The following is a 19,286-nucleotide window of genomic DNA, read 5'->3' as shown; positions in this document are numbered from 1 at the left end:
TCCATGAAACCGTGATATATTTTACGTATCATTCATTATCAATTTAAAGGCTATGTTACCCTGAAATCAAGGTACAACCTCGGACAGCGCTATCCGTCCCGGTTGTGCCTTTTTTTGATGTGGTGGGGATCGATTCCGTCCCCTCCGCCACTATCGCTTTTTATCGCAGAATATCATATTTGAGCCTTAAGGAGGAAATCTCATGCTGCTTGAAGCTGTCTATCACCGCCCTAAACTGAACTGGTGTTACGCCTATGACGGGCGCACGATCCATCTCCGGATCCGCACCAAGCGGAATGACGTCACCGCCGTGTCCGCGATGGCCGGGGACAAATACATTTGGGATCGTTCCAAAACCTATGTGCCGATGACGAAGCTCGCGTCCGACGAGCTGTTCGATTATTGGGAATGCGAAATCGTTCCGGAATACCGGCGATTAAAATACAGCTTTTTGCTGCAAAAAGGCGCGGAGAAATATTGGATGACCGAATACGACTTTTTGAAGCAGGAGCCGGAAAATCCGGATCGACTGTTCGAATATCCGTTCATCAATCCGGTCGACGTGTTTGAAACGCCGGACTGGGTGAAGGATGCGGTGTTCTATCAAATTTTTCCCGAACGTTTTGCCAACGGCGACCCGGCCAACGATCCGGAAGGAACGCTCCCTTGGGGCGGAACGCCTAAGCCGGACAACTTTTTCGGCGGAGACCTGCAGGGTGTCATCGACCATATCGACCATTTGTCGGAACTCGGCATCAACGCGGTTTATTTCACGCCGATTTTTAAAGCGACGACCAACCACAAATACGACACCGAGGACTACATGCAGATCGATCCTCAATTCGGGGATCTCGATACGTTGAAAAAACTTGTCGCCATCTGCCACGAGCGCGGCATCCGCGTCATTCTCGACGCGGTGTTCAACCATTCCGGAAGAACGTTTGCGCCTTTTGTGGACCTGCAAAAAAACGGGGAAAAATCCCGCTATAAAGATTGGTTTTATATCCGGAAATACCCGATTGCCGTGGAAGACGGCATTCCGACTTACGATACCTTTGCTTTTGAGCCTTTGATGCCGAAGCTGAACACCGCCCATCCCGAGGTAAAGGAATATTTGCTGAAGGCTGCCGCTTATTGGATCAAGGAGGCCGACATCGACGGCTGGCGCCTGGACGTCGCCAACGAAGTCGATCACGAATTTTGGCGGGAATTCCGCAAAGTCGTCAAAGGCATCAAGCCGGACGCCTATATCCTGGGCGAGATTTGGCACGAGTCCTCGCCATGGCTGATGGGAGACCAGTTCGACGCCGTCATGAATTATCCGTTTACGAATGCAGTGCTGGACTTTTTCGTTGACGGCACCCGGGATGCCCGCAGCTTTGCGAACGCTCTCGCCAGCCAATATGTGCGCTATCCGCGCCAGGTTAACGAAGTGGCCTTCAATTTGCTGGACAGTCATGATACAGCCCGGCTGCTGACCAAATGCGACGGCAATAAGGAACAAATGAAACTCGCCGTCCAGTTCCAATTCACCTATACCGGAACGCCTTGCATTTATTACGGGGACGAAATCGGCTTGACCGGAGGACATGATCCGGGCTGCCGCAAATGCATGGAGTGGGATGAAACCAAACAGGACCGGGAGCTGTTCTCCTTCTACCGGGAGCTGATCGCCCTGCGCAAAAAATACGGCGCCCTCCGCACCGGATCGCTGAAATTCCTGTCGGCTAAAGCCGGCAGCACCAGCTTGGTATATACCCGTGAGGACGAAAACGACAAAATCGTCATCTTCATGAACAATGCGGCAAAAGCGAAAAACATCAACGTGTCGGTGCCGGAGGAACGCTGGCAGGACATCCGCACCGGCGACAATGTATCCGCCCACAGCGGCGTGCTCAGCATGAAGCTGCCTGCCTACGGCTGTGTGATGTTAAGGGCCTTATAAGATAACGTGCAAACTAAACGCTGCATGCGCAAAGGGGATGCCCGCTAACGCGGGACATCCCCTTTATTTTGCAAAATTCGATTCCGGCCGCTCCCGGGTACATATATAGACGAATTAAACCGTTTCGCTCTATCTATTGCTGATTGAAAGTCGCTCCTTGCAATTTTGCAAAATCCTCCATTTGGAACAAGACATTCAAACGCTTCGGAATAATCCGGCTTCATACGAAATTTCTCGTATCGTTGTTCCGTCCGAACTTGTATGTCGCGATCAGGAAGAACACGACTGCAAATGCAAGCAAAATCGACAGATGAAACCAAATGGAGCCGAACGTTTCTCCCGCCTGCAGCTTTTCGATGGACTGCAGCACCCAGCTTTGGGGCAAAAAGTCGGAGACCCGGCGAAGCGTCTCGGGCATGATGCTGAGCGGGAAGAAGCAGCCGGACAGCAGGCATGTCGGTATGATGACGAGGTTTTGCAGCGCGCCGGCCATGCCCGAGCTTTTCGAAAATGCGATGATGACGAGCGACAGGCTGATCGATACGACCGCAAAGATGGCCAATATGCCCAGCATCTCACCGATCGGAACGCCCGGGTCCAAACGGAACACGACCCGCATGAAAAAGAGCGCGATCACGATTTGCGCGACCATGACGATGGCGTTCACCACAATGTTGGCAAGCACATACGTCCTGGCGTTGATCGGCGAAGAAAGAATCCGGTAGTAGGTCCGGTTTTCCCGGTGTTTAAGCATCAATTCCGCCAAACCCGAGGCCGAATTCAACATGAACATCAGCAGGAACCCGATCGATTGGTATGACATTTCTTTCGTTACGGACGTATCGTTTACCGATTCGGACGTCAGTTTAAACGTAGAGGAGCGGTATTGATCGTACAGCTTTCCGAATTTGTCCGCATCGCCGCCCGCGATTTTGCCCATTGCCGATACGTTATCGATATATCCGTGCAGCATCGATTTCATATACGCGGTGACTTGCGCGCCTTTCACCGATTCGATCGCGATATGATCGGGACTCCCGCTCAGCACGCTTTCCGAAAAACCCGAATCGATGATCAGGCCGCTGTCGAGTTTGCTTGCAGCCAGCTGCTCTTTTAATTCGCTGCGGCTAACGTTGACGAGGCTGACATGATCCAGATTCTTAACGAATCCGACCGTGTCCTCCGCGATCTGTTGACCGCTGTCCTCGTTGACGACCCCTACCCTCAGTTCCGTCGGTCCGCTCGAACCGTAGAGCAGAACGGAGCCTAGTATGCCAATGATCGGCAGGCCGAAATATAAGATCAACGCGCTGCGTTTCCGAAACGTCATGAGCATCGTTCGGGTCGCCAGAAACCATATATCTCTCCACATATTACAGTCCCTCCCTGCGTCTCATTGCAAATATGGATACGCCCAAGAATAAAACAGCGAAACCGATGTTCAGCATAACGACGGGCCATGCCGCCGAAACGTTGTTGCCGTAGATGACCTGCGTCAAACCGTGGTTCGCCCATCGGATCGGGGACAGGTTCACGAGAAATCCCATCACGCCTCCGCCGGAATCATCCCCGATCGGGAAGTAGGCGCCCCCGAAAAAGGACAACAATTGAACGACGAGGCTGATGATGCCGCGCGATGCCGCTCCTTTCAACAAATAGCTGCCGGCCAGGCCGAAGCTCATCGCCATGATGACTTCGGATATCAGCACGATGATGACGATTCCCATATGATGACCCCAATAGGCTTTGAACACGTATTTGCTGAACACAATAATGACGATGACGCATAATAAATTGGAGACGAGCCCGCCTAAAATTTTGCCCGCAAAAATCTCGCTTTTGCGGATCGGGGCAATGACAAGCCTTACGGCCGTTCCCCGCGAAACCTCGCCTTGAATAAGCCCGCCTGCGGCCATGGCCGCCCACATGCCGACCATGACGGTCATCGCCAGCGCATAGTAATCGATCGAGCCCGGCGTCCGATTGGGGTCGACGGACGATTCCTTGATGTAGTCGCTTCCGCCGCTTGCAAGCACCATCTCCGTCTTGGCCGGTTCGATGCTCGCCACTGTCGCCGTCGCATTGTATTTATCCGTAAAAGAAGCCAGCATCCCCTGCACGATATTGCTTTCGATCGCGTCGCGGCTGCTGCCGTACATGGAGATGCCTTGGTTCGTCAGCTCCACATAATCCGCGTAGCGGTTGTTTTCGACTTCCTCTCTACCGTCCATGCCGGGTTTTAGAGGTTCGAAGGTAACGCCCATTTTGCCGACTTCCTTCGTAAAGGCCGCAAAAGCTTCGGAAAGCGGCCCTCCGCCGGTGGCGTCTTTTACGACGACCTTCACGTCCCCGATCGACACTTCCGAGCTGAACGCATTGGTCAGCGCGAGGCCGAGGATCAGCATGAGCACGATCGGAAAACAGAGCATGAATAGGATCGTGCGCCGGTCGCGGAAATCCTGTTTGATCTCTTTGATTGCAATCGATAAAATATTCACGGCATAAATACCTCTTTTCGTCGAAATTTAATCCCGTAAGTTACGGCCCGTCAGCGTCAGGAATACCGTCTCCAAATTCGGCTCCTGCTCCTCGACCGAGCGGATTTCTTTGCCGGCATCCATCAGCTGCTTGAGCATCCTGTTCAAATTATCGACAGCCGCATCGCTGTGCACGCGGATCACGTTATCCTCCTGGTGCACGGTCCGTACGCCCGGAACCGGCTTCAGCAGCTCCCCTTCCGTTCCCTGCACGGTTTTCAGCTCGATTCGGATATCCTTGACGTCGGTGATGGTCGATTTGAGCTGTTCTTTCGTTCCCTCGGCGATGATTTTGCCATGGTCGACGATCGCAATGCGCGAGCAAATTTCTTCGACTTCCTCCATGTAGTGGCTGGTATAAATGATGGTGCAGCCCGATTCGTTCAGTTTCCGCACCGAAGTCAAAATATAGTTGCGCGATTGGGGGGCAATCCCGACCGTCGGTTCGTCCATAATGATCAGCTTCGGTTTATGCGCGATCGCGCAGGCAATGTTGAGGCGGCGTTTCATACCGCCCGAAAAATTTTTCGGGAAGTTTTTCGCCTTGTCGCTGAGTCCGACGAACTCCAGCGCTTCTTCGGTCCGCTCTTTCAGCTTCTCGCCCCGAAGTCCGTACAATCCGGCAAAAAAGCTTACATTTTCATAGGCGGTCATATCTTCGTAAATGGCCAGATCCTGCGGAACGATGCCCAAGTTCATCTTGGCAAAACGGCTCTGCTTCATGATGTCCTTTTCCAAAATCCGGATTTCCCCGCTCGTCGGACGAAGCAGCGACGAGATCATGTTGATCGTGGTGCTTTTACCGGCGCCGTTGGCGCCGAGAAACCCGAAAATTTCCCCCTCGCGAACCGTTAGCGACATGTTGTCGACCGCGACGAAATCGCCGAATTTTTTCGTAAGACCCCGAATATCCAAAACGTTCATTTATTTTTCACTCCGTTTCGTTGTTCTCTTGATGTCCCCATCTTAATAAAAAAGGACGCCCTTACGTCAGTGCATAAGTTCATCCTTTGTACATGAGAAATTTCATATGTTGTTGCGGGCATCCGCCGCGGGGCGGATGAACATTCTCACTTGCCCTCATGCGGAATCAGGGTCGTGATGCTGAAACCGTTCGTGCCGTCGGCAATGACCGTCCCGCTGACCGACGCGGTACGCTCCTCCATCCCGATTAAGCCGAGACCTTTGACGATTTTGGCCGCGCCTTTTCCGTTGTCGGCGACGACGGCTTTGATCAGGCGGTTCAGCACCCGGATTTCGACGTGGACGGCTGTGGCGCCGGAATACTTCGCGCAATTGGTCAGCGCTTCCGTCACGTTTTCATAAATGATTTTCCACTGCAGCGGCGTGATGCTTTCCATGTTCCCTTCATGAACGACCGAGGTCATCAGTCCGGTTTTTCCGCTGAAGGCTTCCACGGCGGTTTTCAGTCGGCTGAGCCCGAGCTGCTCCACGGGGGGTTTATTGCTTTTGAGCGTAATCCGGATTTCCTCGATCGCTTCTTTGGAAATGCCGATGGCGTTTTGCAGCAACGTTTCCGCGGTGGCCGGATCGCTGTTCAGCAGCCGTTTGGCGGCCTCCATCTGAATCAGCGCGCCCGTCATCGAATGGCCGATGCCGTCATGAATTTCCTGGGTGAGCCGGTTCCGCTCCTCGAGCTTGACCATATATTCGGAAGCGCGAGCGAAATCCTGATTCTCATTGAGGCTTTTGGCCATCTTATGCAGCTGCCTGCGCATGCTCCCAAGCTCGTCCTCCTGCCTGACCACTCTCCCCATATAGCGGCGTACCATACAATAGTTGAAAAAACCGAGCGCAGCCACAAATGCATATAAAATCATCATCGTATCGCGCAGAAAAATGACCGGGGCCATGATGGCCAGCAGCAAATAACCGTTTGAGCCGGGATAAAAAGAAGCCAGCTCATTGAAGCTGAACGGCAGCAGCAGCGTAAAATACGGATGATAGACCGAGCAGCCGATCAAAAACAGAATAATCGCCAGAACGATCGCCTTTTTGGTGCGGGTGCGCTTGACGATATGCAGGATCAGGTTCAGCGCCAAATAGGCGAGAAACAGGAAAACCAGCCATACGTCCCTCGTGGCTGCCGTAAAATAGGTCGCGATGACGGCAAACAGCAGCATGATCGTTTTATTGCCGACCGTCCACAGTTCCATACATATGTTATCCTTTCACTCTACCGGGTTTTGCCCGTCAGGTAGTAGATCGCGATCTGCGTGCGGTGCGAAAGCGCCGTTTTGTTCAAGATGGAGGTGATGTAATTGGCCGTCGTTCCTTCGGATATAAACAGCTCCCTGGAAATCTCCTTGTTGGACAAGCCCCGGGCGATCAACGACATCACCTCAAGCTCCCGTTCGGTGAACAAGCTGCGGTCGAAGGGACAGGCATCCCCGCGATCTCCGGCATCCTTCTTTGAAGCTTCTTCCGCTGGCGGCTTCCCGGCCGCTGGCTGCGGCGCTGGCGAACCACCGCCCGGCCCGCCCGTCACCTGCGACTTCAGCTTATCCAGCACCACGTCCTGAAGGACGCTGTGCCCGTTGTGCACGCTTTTGATCGCATCGCGGATCCGCTCCGGATCGTTGTTTTTCAGCAGATACCCTTTCGCGCCGGAGCGGATGGCATCAAGTATGTATTCATCGTCATCGAAGGTCGTCAGGATCAGCGGTTTGGTCCGCGTTTCCTCGGTCAGCAATCTGGCGGCTTCCACCCCGTTCATGTTCGGCATCCGCACATCCAGCAAAGCGACGTCCACCTCATGCGCCTTGCAGTATTCCACCGCCTGCCGCCCATCGTCCACCGTAGCGAGAACTTCAAAATCCCCGAACGTATTCAGGATGATCTTCATGCCTTCCCGTATAAAGGAATTATCATCCGCGATCAGCACTTTAATTTTCATGCGCAGCCTCCTGTCTCCTTATCAAACTCATTTTACATGATGCCGCGCCCGGTGGGGAAGGGATAGAAAAAAGCCCCTGAATCAGGGGCTGGGAATAGCTGCGGTCAGCTTATAACATGAAAAAGATAACTCCCGCAAGCACGATCCGGTATACGGCAAACGGCACGAGCTTGATCCGGTTGATGAGCTTCAGGAAAAAACGGATGGCAAGCAGCACCATCACCCGGTCCATTTTGCCGTCGCGCGCGGAAATGATATGATCGGGCATGTCGAGCCGTTCCGGATTTGCCTGCACCAATAAAAGCCGTCGAACATCGGCAAATTGACGTCAAGCAGCACAAGATGGGGCTTAAACCGTTCGAAGTCGGCGATGACCGCTCCAAAATCGGCAGCGCATTTCGGTTCGTAACCGAACCTGCGTAAATGCTCTTCCAGCAGGCCCACAAGGCCTTGGTCATCCTCGACGATAAATATTTTGAACATTCCGGTTTTCTCCTTCGTCAAAGGGGTATTTGCCTAGTATTGTACCATGAAGATATGCGACTAGCTTGCATCATGGCTGCTCCTGTTGAGCGGTAGACGGACATGGAAAAGGAGCAGCTGCCGCGAGACAACCGCTCCTTTTTACTTGCTTTGCTGGGCACTCCCTTTTCTGCTTACAAGACGGCATTTTATATTCATCAGAATATTGTCCATCCTATGATTTAGGAGGTGTATAACATGGAAAAAAATATATTTATAACAATGGCGATCATTACTGTCCTCGCCATACCATCATTTTCAATGGTAAACGCTATCGATATCGACTCGCCTACTACTGCTGAAGATACGATCCAATCACCTCAAGTCTTGGATAAACCCGAAACCTCAATGGATTTAAACGCCCTTAGCCGATTTAACATGAAACTTAAAAAGCCGACTGGAAATACCACGCAAGGAGCTGCAATATCAGAAAATGATGCTATTCAAGCAGCATCTGATTATTTCCCATTGTCATCTTCTGCAAAGAACATCAAAGTGGAGTATCAGCTGTTAACAGCAGACTTGCAAATCATTCCCGAGAACGCTATTCGGAAAAACGATAAGCTGAAAGAAAACGGATTGAACGAGGCTCCTGTTTATATTGTTATATTTCAAGGGGTTTCCTTCCTCTCAGCTGGAGGGGCCATTAAAGATGGTAAAACGCAACATGAAATTTTTAGAGAGAATAACATTGTTGTAGATGCTGTTTCGGGAGTAGTACTATTCTCTTTTAGCTATAGATAAACTTCGATCCAACTTTTCATGACACATGTTCATAAGTTGAATTTCTAACCTAGCTAATGATCCTCCTAGCCATGGTCGGACTGGTAACGGGATTATCTATTCGTAACCATCGATTTAACCGCTTTGGCCGATAAGGGAAAATAACGCATCTCAACAGGCGAGACAGACTTTGCTTTTGGCCCTTCCTCCGTTTTTTCTGACGAATCGTCCCCGCTTTCATCCGAGCAATCCCGGCGGACTCTCCCCTCTCCCAGCTTCATGTCGATAAAATCGACCACCTGCTGCAACGAGGCGATTTGGCTGACGATATTTTCCCGGTGGCTCATTAAACGCTCCACCAGCTCGGGATATTCCGCGGGATCGGCATCGGCGGAAACCGCCAAAAACGGCCGCATTTCCTCCAGCGGCATTCCCGTCTTTTTCAAACAGGATAGGAGCCGGATCGTATGGATGTCCTCCTGCCGGTAGATGCGGTGCCCGTTGTCCTTCCGGTCCGCCCGGGGCAGCAGCGCGATCTTTTCGTAATAACGGATCGTATCCTCGGAGATGCCGGTTTGCTCGGCGGTTTGTTTGATCGTAAAAGTTTGCTCTGCCTTCACCCTACTCCCTCCTGGAGATTGTTTTTTGTGCATTATACATCTTGGAGCTGGCTCCAAGTCAAGTCTATTCCTCTTTGAACCAAAACCCTGTTTTCGCTCCTTGACTTGGAGCCGACTCCAAGTTCTACAATGTGCGCTACTAGGGGAAATATCCCGACTTCAGGAGGAGAAGCACAATGAACGAAAACCAACGCGAAAATATTGCACTGATTACGGGCGCAAGCGCCGGGATCGGGTTGGAATTGACCCGGAAATTATTGTCGGAGGACTGGCAGGTGGTCGCTTTGAACCGTTCGGACTTTCCGGCAGACGATGCGAGCATCCAAAAAGCGGTCAAAAGCAGGCGGCTTCGCATGTATAAAGTAACCGATCTCGCGGATTACGCCAGCTTGAGACGGGCTTTGGAGGAGATCAAAAATAAGGAACAGCGGATCGATGTGTTGTTCAACAACGCGGGCGGGAGCTTTCACGAGCTGAGTTATTCGATACAAGGGCGCGAGAAGCATTATGAAGTGATGACGGTCGTGCCGTATATCATCCTGATGGAATTGAAGGAACTCATTAACGGCGGCCGCTTAAAAACGGTGATCAACACTTCATCTTCAGCGCTTAAATTCACGAAAGAGTTCAGCATCGAAATTCTGGAGCGCCCCAAAACCTTCCGCAAGCTGATCGGCCCTTACGCTGCCTCAAAGCTGGCGCTTTCGCTGTGGACGCAGGCCATCGCGCCGCAGCTTGCCAAGGACGGCATCAAAATCCGCAGCGTCGACCCGGGCAGCAACAATACGTTAAGAAAGGGAAAAAAATCAGGACTACCCCTATTGGTCAAACCGTTGATGAAGCTGTTTTTCTCCCCGCCTACCCAAGGCGCTGGTCGGTTGTATGAGGGTGCGCTCGGGGAACATCGCCATGAGACCGGGGTGTTTTTGCTGAAGGGTCAGGTCGCGGATTTGCATTTTAAAGATCAAGCTCAGAACGTTTTAGACAGGATCACCACGATATACAGACATGAATTTCTTGGTGAGAACGCCTGAACGATTAAAAAGCTTAAGCCGATCGGCGAACACAAATACAGCGGAAGGCAGCGACAGGCTGCCTTCGTTTATGATCAAACTTACGTTTTTAATACCTGCAAACATTAAGCTGCTATCCGTTTGAACGCGCGCATCGCAAAGATATAAGCTACGAGCATAATTCCGACGCACCACCCAAGCGCGATCCATATATCATTGCCCACAGGCTGACCTGACAGCAGTGCACGGATGGATTCCACGATGGAAGTCACCGGCTGGTTCTCGGCAAAAGCGCGAACGACCTTCGGCATCGAATCGGTCGGTACAAAGGCCGAACTAATAAACGGCAGGAAGATAAGCGGATAAGAAAATGCGCTTGCACCTTCCACCGATTTTGCGGACAATCCGGCAATCGCCGCGACCCAAGTCAAAGCCAGCGTAAACAGCACAAGGATACCGGCTACGGCGAGCCATTGCAGTACCCCTGCCGAGGAGCGAAAGCCCATAATGAGCGCTACGAGAATGATGACGACAAGAGAAATGACGTTGGATACCACCGAGGTCAGCACGTGCCCCCACAGGACGGCGGAACGCGAAATCGGCATGGAATGGAACCGCTCAATGATCCCCCGTTGCTTATCCATAAACAGGCGGTACGCCACGTAGGCTACCCCGCTGGCGATAGCCATAAGCAATATGCCTGGCAACAGGTAGTTCACATAGTTATCCGTACCGGTTTGAATGGCGCCGCCGAACACATAGACGAACAGCAGCATCATCGCAATCGGAGTGATGCAGACCGTGATGATGGTGTCCATGCTGCGGAAAATATGGCGCATAGAGCGCCCAAGCATAACGCCCATATCGCTAAAAAAGTGATTCTTTACCGTCTCCATTTACATGGCCTCCTTCTTGCCAACGATTGCGAGGAAAATCTCCTCCAATGAAGGTTGTTTTTCCACATACTCCACCTTCGCTTGCGGGAACAGCTTTTTCAGCTCCGTGAGCGTGCCATTCGCGATAATCCTGCCTTCGTGAAGAATGGCGATTCGGTCGGCTAATTGCTCCGCCTCATCCAGATACTGAGTGGTTAGAAATATCGTCGTGCCGCCGTCCGACAGTTCCTTGACGGTCTTCCAAACCTCGATGCGGGCCTCGGGGTCAAGCCCGGTAGTTGGCTCGTCAAGGAAAATGATCTGCGGATTTCCGACAAGGCTCAAAGCGATGTCGAGCCTGCGGCGCATGCCCCCCGAATACGTAGATGCCTTGCGGTCCGCGGCGTCTGTCAAGCCAAAGCGTTTAAGCATGTCATCCGCAACCTGACGCGGATTTTTAAGGTGCCGCAGCTTGGCGATCATCATAAGATTTTCCCGCCCGGTCAAAATCTCGTCCACGGCGGCAAACTGCCCGGTCAGACTGATCGCATGCCGCACATTCTCAGGTTTTGACGCGACGTCAAATCCGTTTACGGTGGCGGTGCCTCCGTCCTGTTTGAGCAGTGTGGTGAGGATTCTGATAATCGTCGTCTTCCCCGCGCCGTTGGAGCCAAGCAGGGCGAAAATCTCACCTCGCTTCACTTCAAAATCGACGCCCTTTAGAACTTCCGTGTCCTTGAAAGATTTTCGCAGACCTTTCACTTGAATTGCTTTCTCCATCCTGATACCCCCCTTTTATTTTGTTTTATCCGCAGCCTCTTTTATGGCCTTGTAAACTTTTTGGTCAACGGATTCTTGATAGACATCAGCGTAAGTTTTTGAATCTTTGATTAGATCATCGCAGAAAGCCGCTACGTCACGGCCCGTCACTTCAAGCACGCCTTTCCCCATAGCCGCGCCGTCTTCAAAAAGATCGACAATCCCCGAGAGCAAACCCGTCCCTTCGGTTAGCTCAACAGGGCCGACCTTAAAGAGATATTTTTGAATCTCTTTATACACGATCTGATAATCTTGCGGGAGCGCTTTGACACGCGCCACATGCGCACGCCACTCTTTTTTGCCTTCGATGATATCTCGTATTCTCATGTTATCCTCCTCCTATTTGCCTAATTTTTTAGCGATATTATTGTTAAGTTGCTCACGCCACTTGTCGCGGTAGGACTTTGCCCCATCGATGCCTGCGAGTGCTGAACAGAAGCCTTTGATATCGTCACCGAGCACCTCTTGAACACTCTGACCGTCCGCCGACGCTTCTTCGAGCAGGCCAAGCACGCCGTCAAGAATTGGCATGAGGTTGCGACCAGAAAAATTGGTATACGACCAAATATTTGTATTGATGTCTTCCCATGCCGCTTGATAATCGGCCGGAAGCTTTTTCGCTCGCGCTTCAAAAGCCTTCATTTCTTTAGTCATGTCGCTGCCGGTGATTTTTTCCCAAAAATTCATTGTTTTTCCTCCTTTAACTCATTCATTTTTGATGATACGAACTCCCATTTTTCCCAGAACTTCCGCAGCTCCTCACGCCCCGCGTCATTGATCGCGAAAAACTTTCGCGGCGGTCCCATGTCGGAGGGTTTCTTGGTGATCTCCACCAATTTGTTTTTTTCAAGGCGGATCAGGATGGTGTACACCGTTCCCTCCACAACATCTGAGAAGCCGAGGGCGTTCAGCCGCCGCGTGATTTCGTAGCCGTAGGTTTCTTGGCGGCTTATAATCTCAAGGACGCAGCCCTCAAGCACGCCTTTGAGCATTTCCGTTAGGTTTTCCAACACAATCGCTCCTTGCTATTCTGTGTTACTGGTATGAAGTATTACTTACTACCACTACAAAGTAACACGCAGTAGTGCGTTTGTCAATAGCGTTTGCCCTGATATGGATTTTATTTTTTCAACCGGGATAACACTCGCCCCAATTCCAACCACATGTTGCTGTTCAAGTTCGGGTCGCCCCCCCATGTAACTTCATCGCAAAAAAAGAAGCCGCCAATATGGCGACTTCCTTACATATATGTTTGTATACCGCTTGATAAGCGTCTTCAAACGGCCTTACCCTTTGCTTGCGCCCGACGTCAGTCCGTCCACGAGCAAACGCTGCAGGAAAATAAACAAAATGGTGATCGGCACCGCGATCAGGACCGCTCCGGCGGAAAATGCCGTAAAGTTCGTGTTTTGGTTCGAAGCGACCATATCGTACAGCCCGACCGCCAGCGTCCAGTTTTCCTTCGTCCGCAGAACGAGCCGTGCAAAAATGTAATCCACCCAAGGGCCGACAAACTGCGTTAATGCCATATAGGTGATCATCGGTTTGGAAAGCGGCAAAATGATGCGGGTAAAAATCTTCCAGTTGCTCGCTCCATCGATTTTGGCGGCTTCATCCAGCGTGCGCGGGATCGTATCGAGAAAACCTTTGGCGATAAACGTTCCCCCGAGAGGGGCTCCGGCGGCATACACGACGATCAGCGCCAGATGCGTGTCCAGCAGATGCCACTCTTTTAACAAAAGGTAGATCGCGATCATGCTCATGAAGCCCGGAAACATCCCCAGGATAAGCACGGTCGACAACGCCGTCTTCCGCCAGCGGAAACGGAACCGGGATACCGCGTAACTGGTCAGCAGCGTCAAAAATACGCCGATGATCATTGAGCACGTGGCGATTTTCAGTGTGTTCAAATACCACTGGCCGAACATGAAGCTTTTCGAAGTAAACAGCTCGCGATAATGGTCCAGCGTAAAGGTTTCCGGAATCAGCGTCTTGCTGTACAGCGATTTCCCCGGCCGGAACGATCCCAAGACCACCCAAAGGGCAGGATAAACCGCGCATACGGACAGGATGACCAGAACGAGATAACTCAGCCCCAGCCGGAAACCTCTTCTCACTTTGCGTCCGCTCATTGGATCATATCCTCCTCTTTGAATGACTTGGTCCGCCGGTAATTGTAAATGGAGAACGAGGCGATAATCAGGAAAATGATGATGCCGACAGCGGACGCCATGTTGTATTTATTCTGATCCAGCGTCAGTTTGTACAGCCAGGTCACGAGCAGATCCGTCGCGCCGGCGTATTGATAATCCCCGACCACCGGATTGCCGTTCGTCAGCAGGTAAATGGCGTTAAAGTTGTTGATGTTGCCCGCAAACTGCATGATCAGCGTCGGCGCCGTCGAGAACAGGATCATCGGCAGCGTGACAATTTTGAATTTTTGGTATCCGCTAGCCCCGTCAATTTCCGCCGCTTCATACATGTCCTTCGGAATGGTCGTCAGGATCCCCATGATCAAAATCATGGATACCGGAATGCCGACCCACATGTTGACGATGATAACCGTCACTTTGGCCCAGAACGGGTCCGTAAGCCAAGGAAGGCCGCCAAGGCCGAAGTAACCTAGGTATTGGTTGATGGGACCGAATTGGCCGTTAAACATGTTCCGCATGACAAGCAGCGAGATAAGCTGCGGAATCGCATATGGAATAACCAGGATCGTCCGCCACAGCCCTTTGAATTTGATGCCCTGCTGATTGATCAGAAGCGCCACCAGCAGGCCTCCCAAATATGTGGTTAGCGTGGACAGAACCGCCCAGATAATCGTCCAGGTCAATACGCCAAAAAACGTATGGCTCCACGTTTTCAGCGACAATAAGTCCTTAAACGTCTGAAAGCCCACCCAATCGACAAGTTTCGCCGGAGGTATATGATTTGGCGCCGAGTAGTTGGTGAATGCCAGCATGATCATAAACAGAATCGGCATAATTGTAAAAAACAAAATGCCTATGGTCGGAAGGGCCAAAAAGGATTGCGCAAATTTATAGTCCATCACATACCGGACGGATTGTTTGAAATTGTTCGGCTTTTTGCCGTTTTCCCGGTTTTGCGCCGTTTTATAGGCATCCCGGATGTTCATGATATAGACGATAATAAACAGAACCAAAAATAAAAGCGTGATCAAGCTCTGGACCAGAATGAAAATGGAGTGGTCTCCCTCGATCTTTTTGGATATATTCCGGGGCGTTTCCCCGAGGGTTACGATTCCCCATAACGCTCTGCCCAAATTGCTGCTGAAATAAAAAACAGACCATGCTTCGACAAGCAGGAACAAGATGCCTTTAATGAACTGGCGGTTATATATTTGTCCAAGTCCCATGCTTAAAATCGACAGTATCGTTGCCTTGCTGCGGTGCCTTTGCATCAGCCCTCTCCCCTCCCCGAATTATGCGAAAGCATCTGTTGACGCTTGCGGCGTGTAACCAGACCCCCATGCGGAGTTTCTCTAGCGGCACGAGAAAAAATGCCCTTTTGACGAAAACACCAAACATGACGACGTTTTAAGGTGAATCGCCCGCCGCTCGGTGAGCGGCGGGTCGATTCAACAGGATCTGCCAAGCTTCTGTCTTATTATTTGGTCGCGCCGTTGTTCAAGTCTTTGATTTGCTGAGCCGCTTTGTCCATCGCTGTTTTCGGATCCGCGTTGTTGTCCCAAATTTCCGGCAGCGCCGCGTTCACAGGACTCCATACGTTGCCCATTTCAGGAATGGAAGGCATCGGCTGCGAGTTTTTGGCTTGCTCCGCAAATGCCGAAATATACGGGTCGTTTTTGATTTGGTCGGATTCCAGCGCTTCCTTGTTCGTAGGGATGGAGCCGACTTTTTCGTTCAGCAGCAATTGAGCGTCTTTGGTGGACGCGAACTCGGCGAACAATTGAGCCGCATTCGGGTATTTCGTAAACGAGTTGACGTACCATGCTTTAATACCGGAGAAGGAGATGGCTGTTTTGCCGCCGATCGTCGGGATCGGCGCGATGCCGAGGTTGTCGCCGAGCGCTTTTTTGTAGCCGCCAAGCTCCCAAGGCCCGTTGATGTCCATGGCTACGTCGCCGGAGTTAAACAAGCTGCGTTTGATATCCGGGTTGATATCCCCGCTCTTCACCGGCAGAATCGTTTTCAGCTCCTGGTACACTTTCAAGCTTTCCAGCGCGCCTTCGTTGTTGATGCCGATGTCGTCTTTGTCGGTTCCGTTTTTGCCGAAAATATATCCGCCGGTCGAAGCGATAAACGGATAGTTGAAGTACATGTTGCCCGTTTCCCACATGATGGCGTATTTTTTCTTGGCGTTATCCGTAAACGTTTTGCCGAAAGCGATGACATCTTCAAACGATTTGGGCGCTTCTTTCACGAGGGATTTGTTGTAGTACAACGCATAGGTTTCAGCCGCTCTCGGATATCCGAAAAGCGTGCCGTCATAGGTTACGCCTTGAACGGCTGCCTCGGTATTGTTTTTGGTGATTTCGTCCTTGAATGCTTCGTTTGGAAGCAGGAGGCCAGCTTCGACGGCTCTGCCCAGGTTGTCATGCGGGAAAATAACGACGTCGGCGGCCAGTCCGGAAGGCCCGTCTTGGGACAGCTTCGTCACTTGGTCCGTTGGATTGACTTCTTCGATTTTGACCGGAATATTATATTTGGCCGTAAATTGCTTCGCGATTTCATCCGTAAACGCTCTTTCGTCCTTGCTCTCCCAAACGACCAAGGAAGCTCCGTCCTCCGGCTGCAGTCCTTCCGCAGCTGCGGCATCGTTGTTATTTTCGGCAGGCGCCGTCGTTTCGGAGCTGTTGTTGTCTGCCGGTGCAGGCTCCTCGGCGGTTTTGTTACCGCTGCCGCAGGCCGTAATGGAAAACGCCATCGTCAGCGTAGCAGCCAAGGCCAGAAACTGTTTCATTTTCATTTCGCAATAACCCCTCTCCTGGATTTAAACTTCTGCGTCCCGATTCAAGCGCAAACGATTTCACAAGAAGCAATAACGGTCCGATTTTTATGTATGACGGACCACTTTTCTTCAATCGGTTCCGAAGTAAGCGCTTTAATCATGCGTTTATCATACACGGAGCTTTTTGTTTTGTAAAAACGTTTGCACAGTGTAATTTCGGCTAAATTGGGTAGTTTTCCGGCTGTAATCGCCCAATATCTCGAAATATTGCATGCTTTCTTAGATTCTGGGACCTATTTACTGCAAAATAACGGTGGAATAGGCCGGAAGCGATACGATATTTTTGTTGATGACAGCGCCGTCGCTGCTGTTGCGGACCATTTTTTGAAAAACGGACAGGCTTGCCGGTTCCAGGGAAACGTCCTGAGGCTGACCGGATAGATTGTGCAACACGAGCACGGTTTGCTCCGGACTTTTGCGCACGAAAGATACGATGGCGGGATTCCCCGTTTCGATACTCGCCAGCTCTCCGCCGCGAAGGGCAGGCAGCTCGTTTCGCCAACGGATCAGCATCCGGTAAGCGGACAGCAGAGAATCCTTTTGATTCGTTTGGGTTTGAACGTTCGCTTCCTTCCGGTTCGCGCCGCTGACGATCGGTTGTTCCCAAGAGGTTTGCGCTTTGCTTTTTCCGTCCGCCGTCCATGCAAACGGTTCGCGGATTTGTTCGTCCGGTTTTGCGCCAAGCATGCCGATTTCTTCCCCGTAGTAAATAAACGGGTTGCCCGGCAATGTAAGCAAAAGCGCCGCGGCCATTTTGGCATGATTCGTATTTTTTCCGAGCTGGCTCATCACACGGTCCTGATCGTGGTTGGACAAAAAGACGGCATCCGCGTACCGGTTCCCGGACTTCTCCATGTAGAACCCGTGGGTTCGCTCCAACGAAAACGCCAGATTGTTGTCCTTTTCCTGCTTGACTGCGCTGAGGATATGATCCGCAAGGCTGAAATCGAACGCCGAATCGAACGCCCGGTCCAAGTATGGAGCGATGACGGCCGCCGATGATTCCCAAACCTCGCCCACCATGTACGCGTCTTTGTTCACGGCATTCATGCCGCTGCGGAATTCCTGCCACCAAGCCGCATTTTTGGCGGTGGTTGCCGGGCTGCGGTCGCTTTGCAGGTTTTCGTAAATATGCTTGGCGCCGTCCACCCGGAAACCGTCCACGCCGAGCTTCAGCCAAAACTGCCCGACATCCTTGATCTCCTTGCGAACCTCCGGATTATCGAAATTGAGGTCAGGCATCCCTTCCCAAAAGGTACCGAGGTAATGGGCGCCTCCGCGTTCAAACCACGGATTGCCGCTGCCCGCCGCGCTGGTGCCGGAAGGGACGATCCCCTGATCCTCCGCCCATACGTACCAATTGCGGTATTTGCTGTTCGGGCTTTGGCTCGCTTCGACGAACCACGGATGCTGCACGCTGGTATGGTTCACGACCAGGTCCATGATCACTTTGATTCCGCGCTTATGGGCTTCTTCCACCAGCCTTTTCATATCCTCCAGCGTCCCGTAATCGGGGTTGATGTTGCGATAATCGGTGATGTCGTAACCGTGGTAGCTTGGGGATGGCTGGACCGGCATAAGCCAGATGCCGCCTACCCCTAAATCGTCATGGGTGTCCGGATTGCCGTCGTTCAAATAATCCAGCTTCTCCGTTAAGCCTTTCAGGTCCCCGATGCCGTCTCCGTTCGAATCCGCAAAAGACCGGACGAACACCTCGTAATAAACGGTCGACGGCTGCTCGCGAACCTGCATTTTCGTTTCTCCTGCTCCCTCCGGCGCTTGCCCATTTCCATCGGCCCTGGCGGATTCGCGCGGCCCTTCGACTGCCGCGTTCGGTTCCGATGTTTTGGATTTTTGCGCCCCGGGACCTTCGCTGCCACAGCCTGCCAGCAAAATACCGACCAATGCCGCAGCCGCCGCTCCGCGCCCCCATCTTCCCATGGACGCCTTACTTGCCGTTTGCGCTCTTTGCTTCATGTTCTCCTCCTTCGCAAAGTCATCAGACAATGTTAAGAAAACGGACGTTCAGGCAGCATGTCATCCTCTGCCGCATCATCATTGTTTGCCGCCTGTGCTTTCTTACTACGCAGAATACGCTTTCTGAAAACGCACGCGCAAGATATTTTTTTCTTCGCTGTTTTTCTTCCGAACACCCCAAAACGACGCCGAAGCTTGGCCGATCCTTGACAGCCCAGCGCGATTGCAATATCGAAAACAGGCTGGTATCCGCTTGATTTTCCGCCGTTTCCGAGCCTTGTTCGGACGGACCCGGATCAACCGTATTTACAAGCGCACATGCTTTGGATTAAGATAGCAATTG

At 51.8% G+C, this 19,286-nt stretch carries 18 protein-coding genes and 3 pseudogenes; 3 read left to right on the top strand and 18 right to left on the bottom strand.

Annotated features, from left to right (window positions below; genetic code table 11):
• The first annotated feature begins 202 nt into the window (after positions 1-202).
• On the top strand, positions 203-1,945 hold the full coding sequence (locus RJP21_RS01875; RefSeq protein WP_310857863.1) for an alpha-glycosidase: 1,743 nt from the start codon (positions 203-205) through the stop codon (positions 1,943-1,945).
• Positions 1,946-2,165: 220 nt separating this feature from the next.
• Here the strand turns inward: RJP21_RS01875 and RJP21_RS01870 are convergent, their stop codons facing one another.
• From RJP21_RS01870 to RJP21_RS01845, 8 genes and pseudogenes are all read right to left on the bottom strand, one after another.
• Positions 2,166-3,317 carry an ABC transporter permease gene (locus RJP21_RS01870; protein ID WP_310857862.1) on the bottom strand — a complete coding sequence of 384 codons (1,152 nt, stop codon included), beginning with the start codon at positions 3,315-3,317 and terminating at the stop codon, positions 2,166-2,168.
• A 1-nt stretch (position 3,318) separates the two neighbouring features.
• Entirely contained in the window at positions 3,319-4,443 is a 1,125-nt protein-coding gene (locus tag RJP21_RS01865; RefSeq protein WP_310857861.1) for an ABC transporter permease, read from the bottom strand.
• A 27-nt stretch (positions 4,444-4,470) separates the two neighbouring features.
• The gene (locus RJP21_RS01860; RefSeq protein WP_310857860.1) at positions 4,471-5,406 is read right to left on the bottom strand and encodes an ABC transporter ATP-binding protein; all 936 of its coding nucleotides are present in this window, start codon (positions 5,404-5,406) and stop codon (positions 4,471-4,473) included.
• A 146-nt stretch (positions 5,407-5,552) separates the two neighbouring features.
• Positions 5,553-6,659 (bottom strand): sensor histidine kinase, encoded by a 1,107-nt coding sequence (locus tag RJP21_RS01855; protein WP_310857859.1) that lies wholly within the window; start codon positions 6,657-6,659, stop codon positions 5,553-5,555.
• A 20-nt stretch (positions 6,660-6,679) separates the two neighbouring features.
• A pseudogene (locus tag RJP21_RS31205) lies at positions 6,680-6,880 on the bottom strand (response regulator transcription factor); the annotation flags it as partial.
• 113 nt (positions 6,881-6,993) lie between these two features.
• A pseudogene (locus RJP21_RS31200) lies at positions 6,994-7,399 on the bottom strand (response regulator); the annotation flags it as partial.
• Between the two features lie 109 nt (positions 7,400-7,508).
• Positions 7,509-7,622 (bottom strand): annotated as a pseudogene (locus RJP21_RS31195) (undecaprenyl-diphosphatase); the annotation flags it as partial.
• Positions 7,619-7,882 carry a response regulator gene (locus RJP21_RS01845; protein WP_397386158.1) on the bottom strand — a complete coding sequence of 88 codons (264 nt, stop codon included), beginning with the start codon at positions 7,880-7,882 and terminating at the stop codon, positions 7,619-7,621. The gene RJP21_RS01845 and the pseudogene RJP21_RS31195, both read right to left, overlap by 4 nt.
• A gap of 237 nt (positions 7,883-8,119) precedes the next feature.
• Here RJP21_RS01845 and RJP21_RS01840 point away from each other — a divergent pair, with 237 nt between their 5' ends.
• Positions 8,120-8,665 (top strand): hypothetical protein, encoded by a 546-nt coding sequence (locus tag RJP21_RS01840; RefSeq protein WP_310857857.1) that lies wholly within the window; start codon positions 8,120-8,122, stop codon positions 8,663-8,665.
• Positions 8,666-8,757: 92 nt separating this feature from the next.
• Here RJP21_RS01840 and RJP21_RS01835 read toward each other — a convergent pair whose 3' ends face one another.
• Positions 8,758-9,264 (bottom strand): MerR family transcriptional regulator, encoded by a 507-nt coding sequence (locus tag RJP21_RS01835; RefSeq protein WP_310857856.1) that lies wholly within the window; start codon positions 9,262-9,264, stop codon positions 8,758-8,760.
• 176 nt (positions 9,265-9,440) lie between these two features.
• On the opposite strand from RJP21_RS01835, the gene RJP21_RS01830 reads away from it, so the two are divergent.
• Positions 9,441-10,298 carry an SDR family NAD(P)-dependent oxidoreductase gene (locus RJP21_RS01830; protein ID WP_310857855.1) on the top strand — a complete coding sequence of 286 codons (858 nt, stop codon included), beginning with the start codon at positions 9,441-9,443 and terminating at the stop codon, positions 10,296-10,298.
• A gap of 104 nt (positions 10,299-10,402) precedes the next feature.
• Here the strand turns inward: RJP21_RS01830 and RJP21_RS01825 are convergent, their stop codons facing one another.
• The 9 genes from RJP21_RS01825 to RJP21_RS01785 form a co-directional block, all read right to left on the bottom strand.
• Positions 10,403-11,173 (bottom strand): ABC transporter permease, encoded by a 771-nt coding sequence (locus tag RJP21_RS01825; protein ID WP_310857854.1) that lies wholly within the window; start codon positions 11,171-11,173, stop codon positions 10,403-10,405.
• Complete coding sequence (locus tag RJP21_RS01820) at positions 11,174-11,932, bottom strand: ABC transporter ATP-binding protein (RefSeq protein WP_310857853.1); 759 nt, start codon at positions 11,930-11,932, stop codon at positions 11,174-11,176.
• Between the two features lie 15 nt (positions 11,933-11,947).
• Positions 11,948-12,298 (bottom strand): DUF1048 domain-containing protein, encoded by a 351-nt coding sequence (locus RJP21_RS01815; RefSeq protein WP_310857852.1) that lies wholly within the window; start codon positions 12,296-12,298, stop codon positions 11,948-11,950.
• 12 nt (positions 12,299-12,310) lie between these two features.
• Positions 12,311-12,658 (bottom strand): DUF1048 domain-containing protein, encoded by a 348-nt coding sequence (locus RJP21_RS01810; protein ID WP_310857851.1) that lies wholly within the window; start codon positions 12,656-12,658, stop codon positions 12,311-12,313.
• Positions 12,655-12,963 carry a PadR family transcriptional regulator gene (locus RJP21_RS01805; RefSeq protein ID WP_310858113.1) on the bottom strand — a complete coding sequence of 103 codons (309 nt, stop codon included), beginning with the start codon at positions 12,961-12,963 and terminating at the stop codon, positions 12,655-12,657. Before RJP21_RS01805 ends, RJP21_RS01810 begins: the two co-directional genes overlap by 4 nt.
• A gap of 294 nt (positions 12,964-13,257) precedes the next feature.
• The gene (locus RJP21_RS01800) at positions 13,258-14,103 is read right to left on the bottom strand and encodes a sugar ABC transporter permease (protein WP_160039151.1); all 846 of its coding nucleotides are present in this window, start codon (positions 14,101-14,103) and stop codon (positions 13,258-13,260) included.
• The gene (locus RJP21_RS01795) at positions 14,100-15,395 is read right to left on the bottom strand and encodes a sugar ABC transporter permease (RefSeq protein WP_310857850.1); all 1,296 of its coding nucleotides are present in this window, start codon (positions 15,393-15,395) and stop codon (positions 14,100-14,102) included. Before RJP21_RS01795 ends, RJP21_RS01800 begins: the two co-directional genes overlap by 4 nt.
• 206 nt (positions 15,396-15,601) lie before the next feature.
• The gene (locus RJP21_RS01790) at positions 15,602-16,924 is read right to left on the bottom strand and encodes a sugar ABC transporter substrate-binding protein (RefSeq protein ID WP_160039155.1); all 1,323 of its coding nucleotides are present in this window, start codon (positions 16,922-16,924) and stop codon (positions 15,602-15,604) included.
• 279 nt (positions 16,925-17,203) lie between these two features.
• Entirely contained in the window at positions 17,204-18,943 is a 1,740-nt protein-coding gene (locus tag RJP21_RS01785) for an alpha-amylase family glycosyl hydrolase (RefSeq protein WP_310857849.1), read from the bottom strand.
• Positions 18,944-19,286 lie beyond the last annotated feature (343 nt).

It is taken from the genome of Paenibacillus sp. VCA1 (genome assembly GCF_031583795.1).
Lineage (GTDB): Bacteria > Bacillota > Bacilli > Paenibacillales > Paenibacillaceae > Paenibacillus_AQ > Paenibacillus_AQ albilobatus.
Note: the sequence above shows the minus strand (reverse complement) of the source record. Positions and strands in the feature narration are given on the sequence as shown.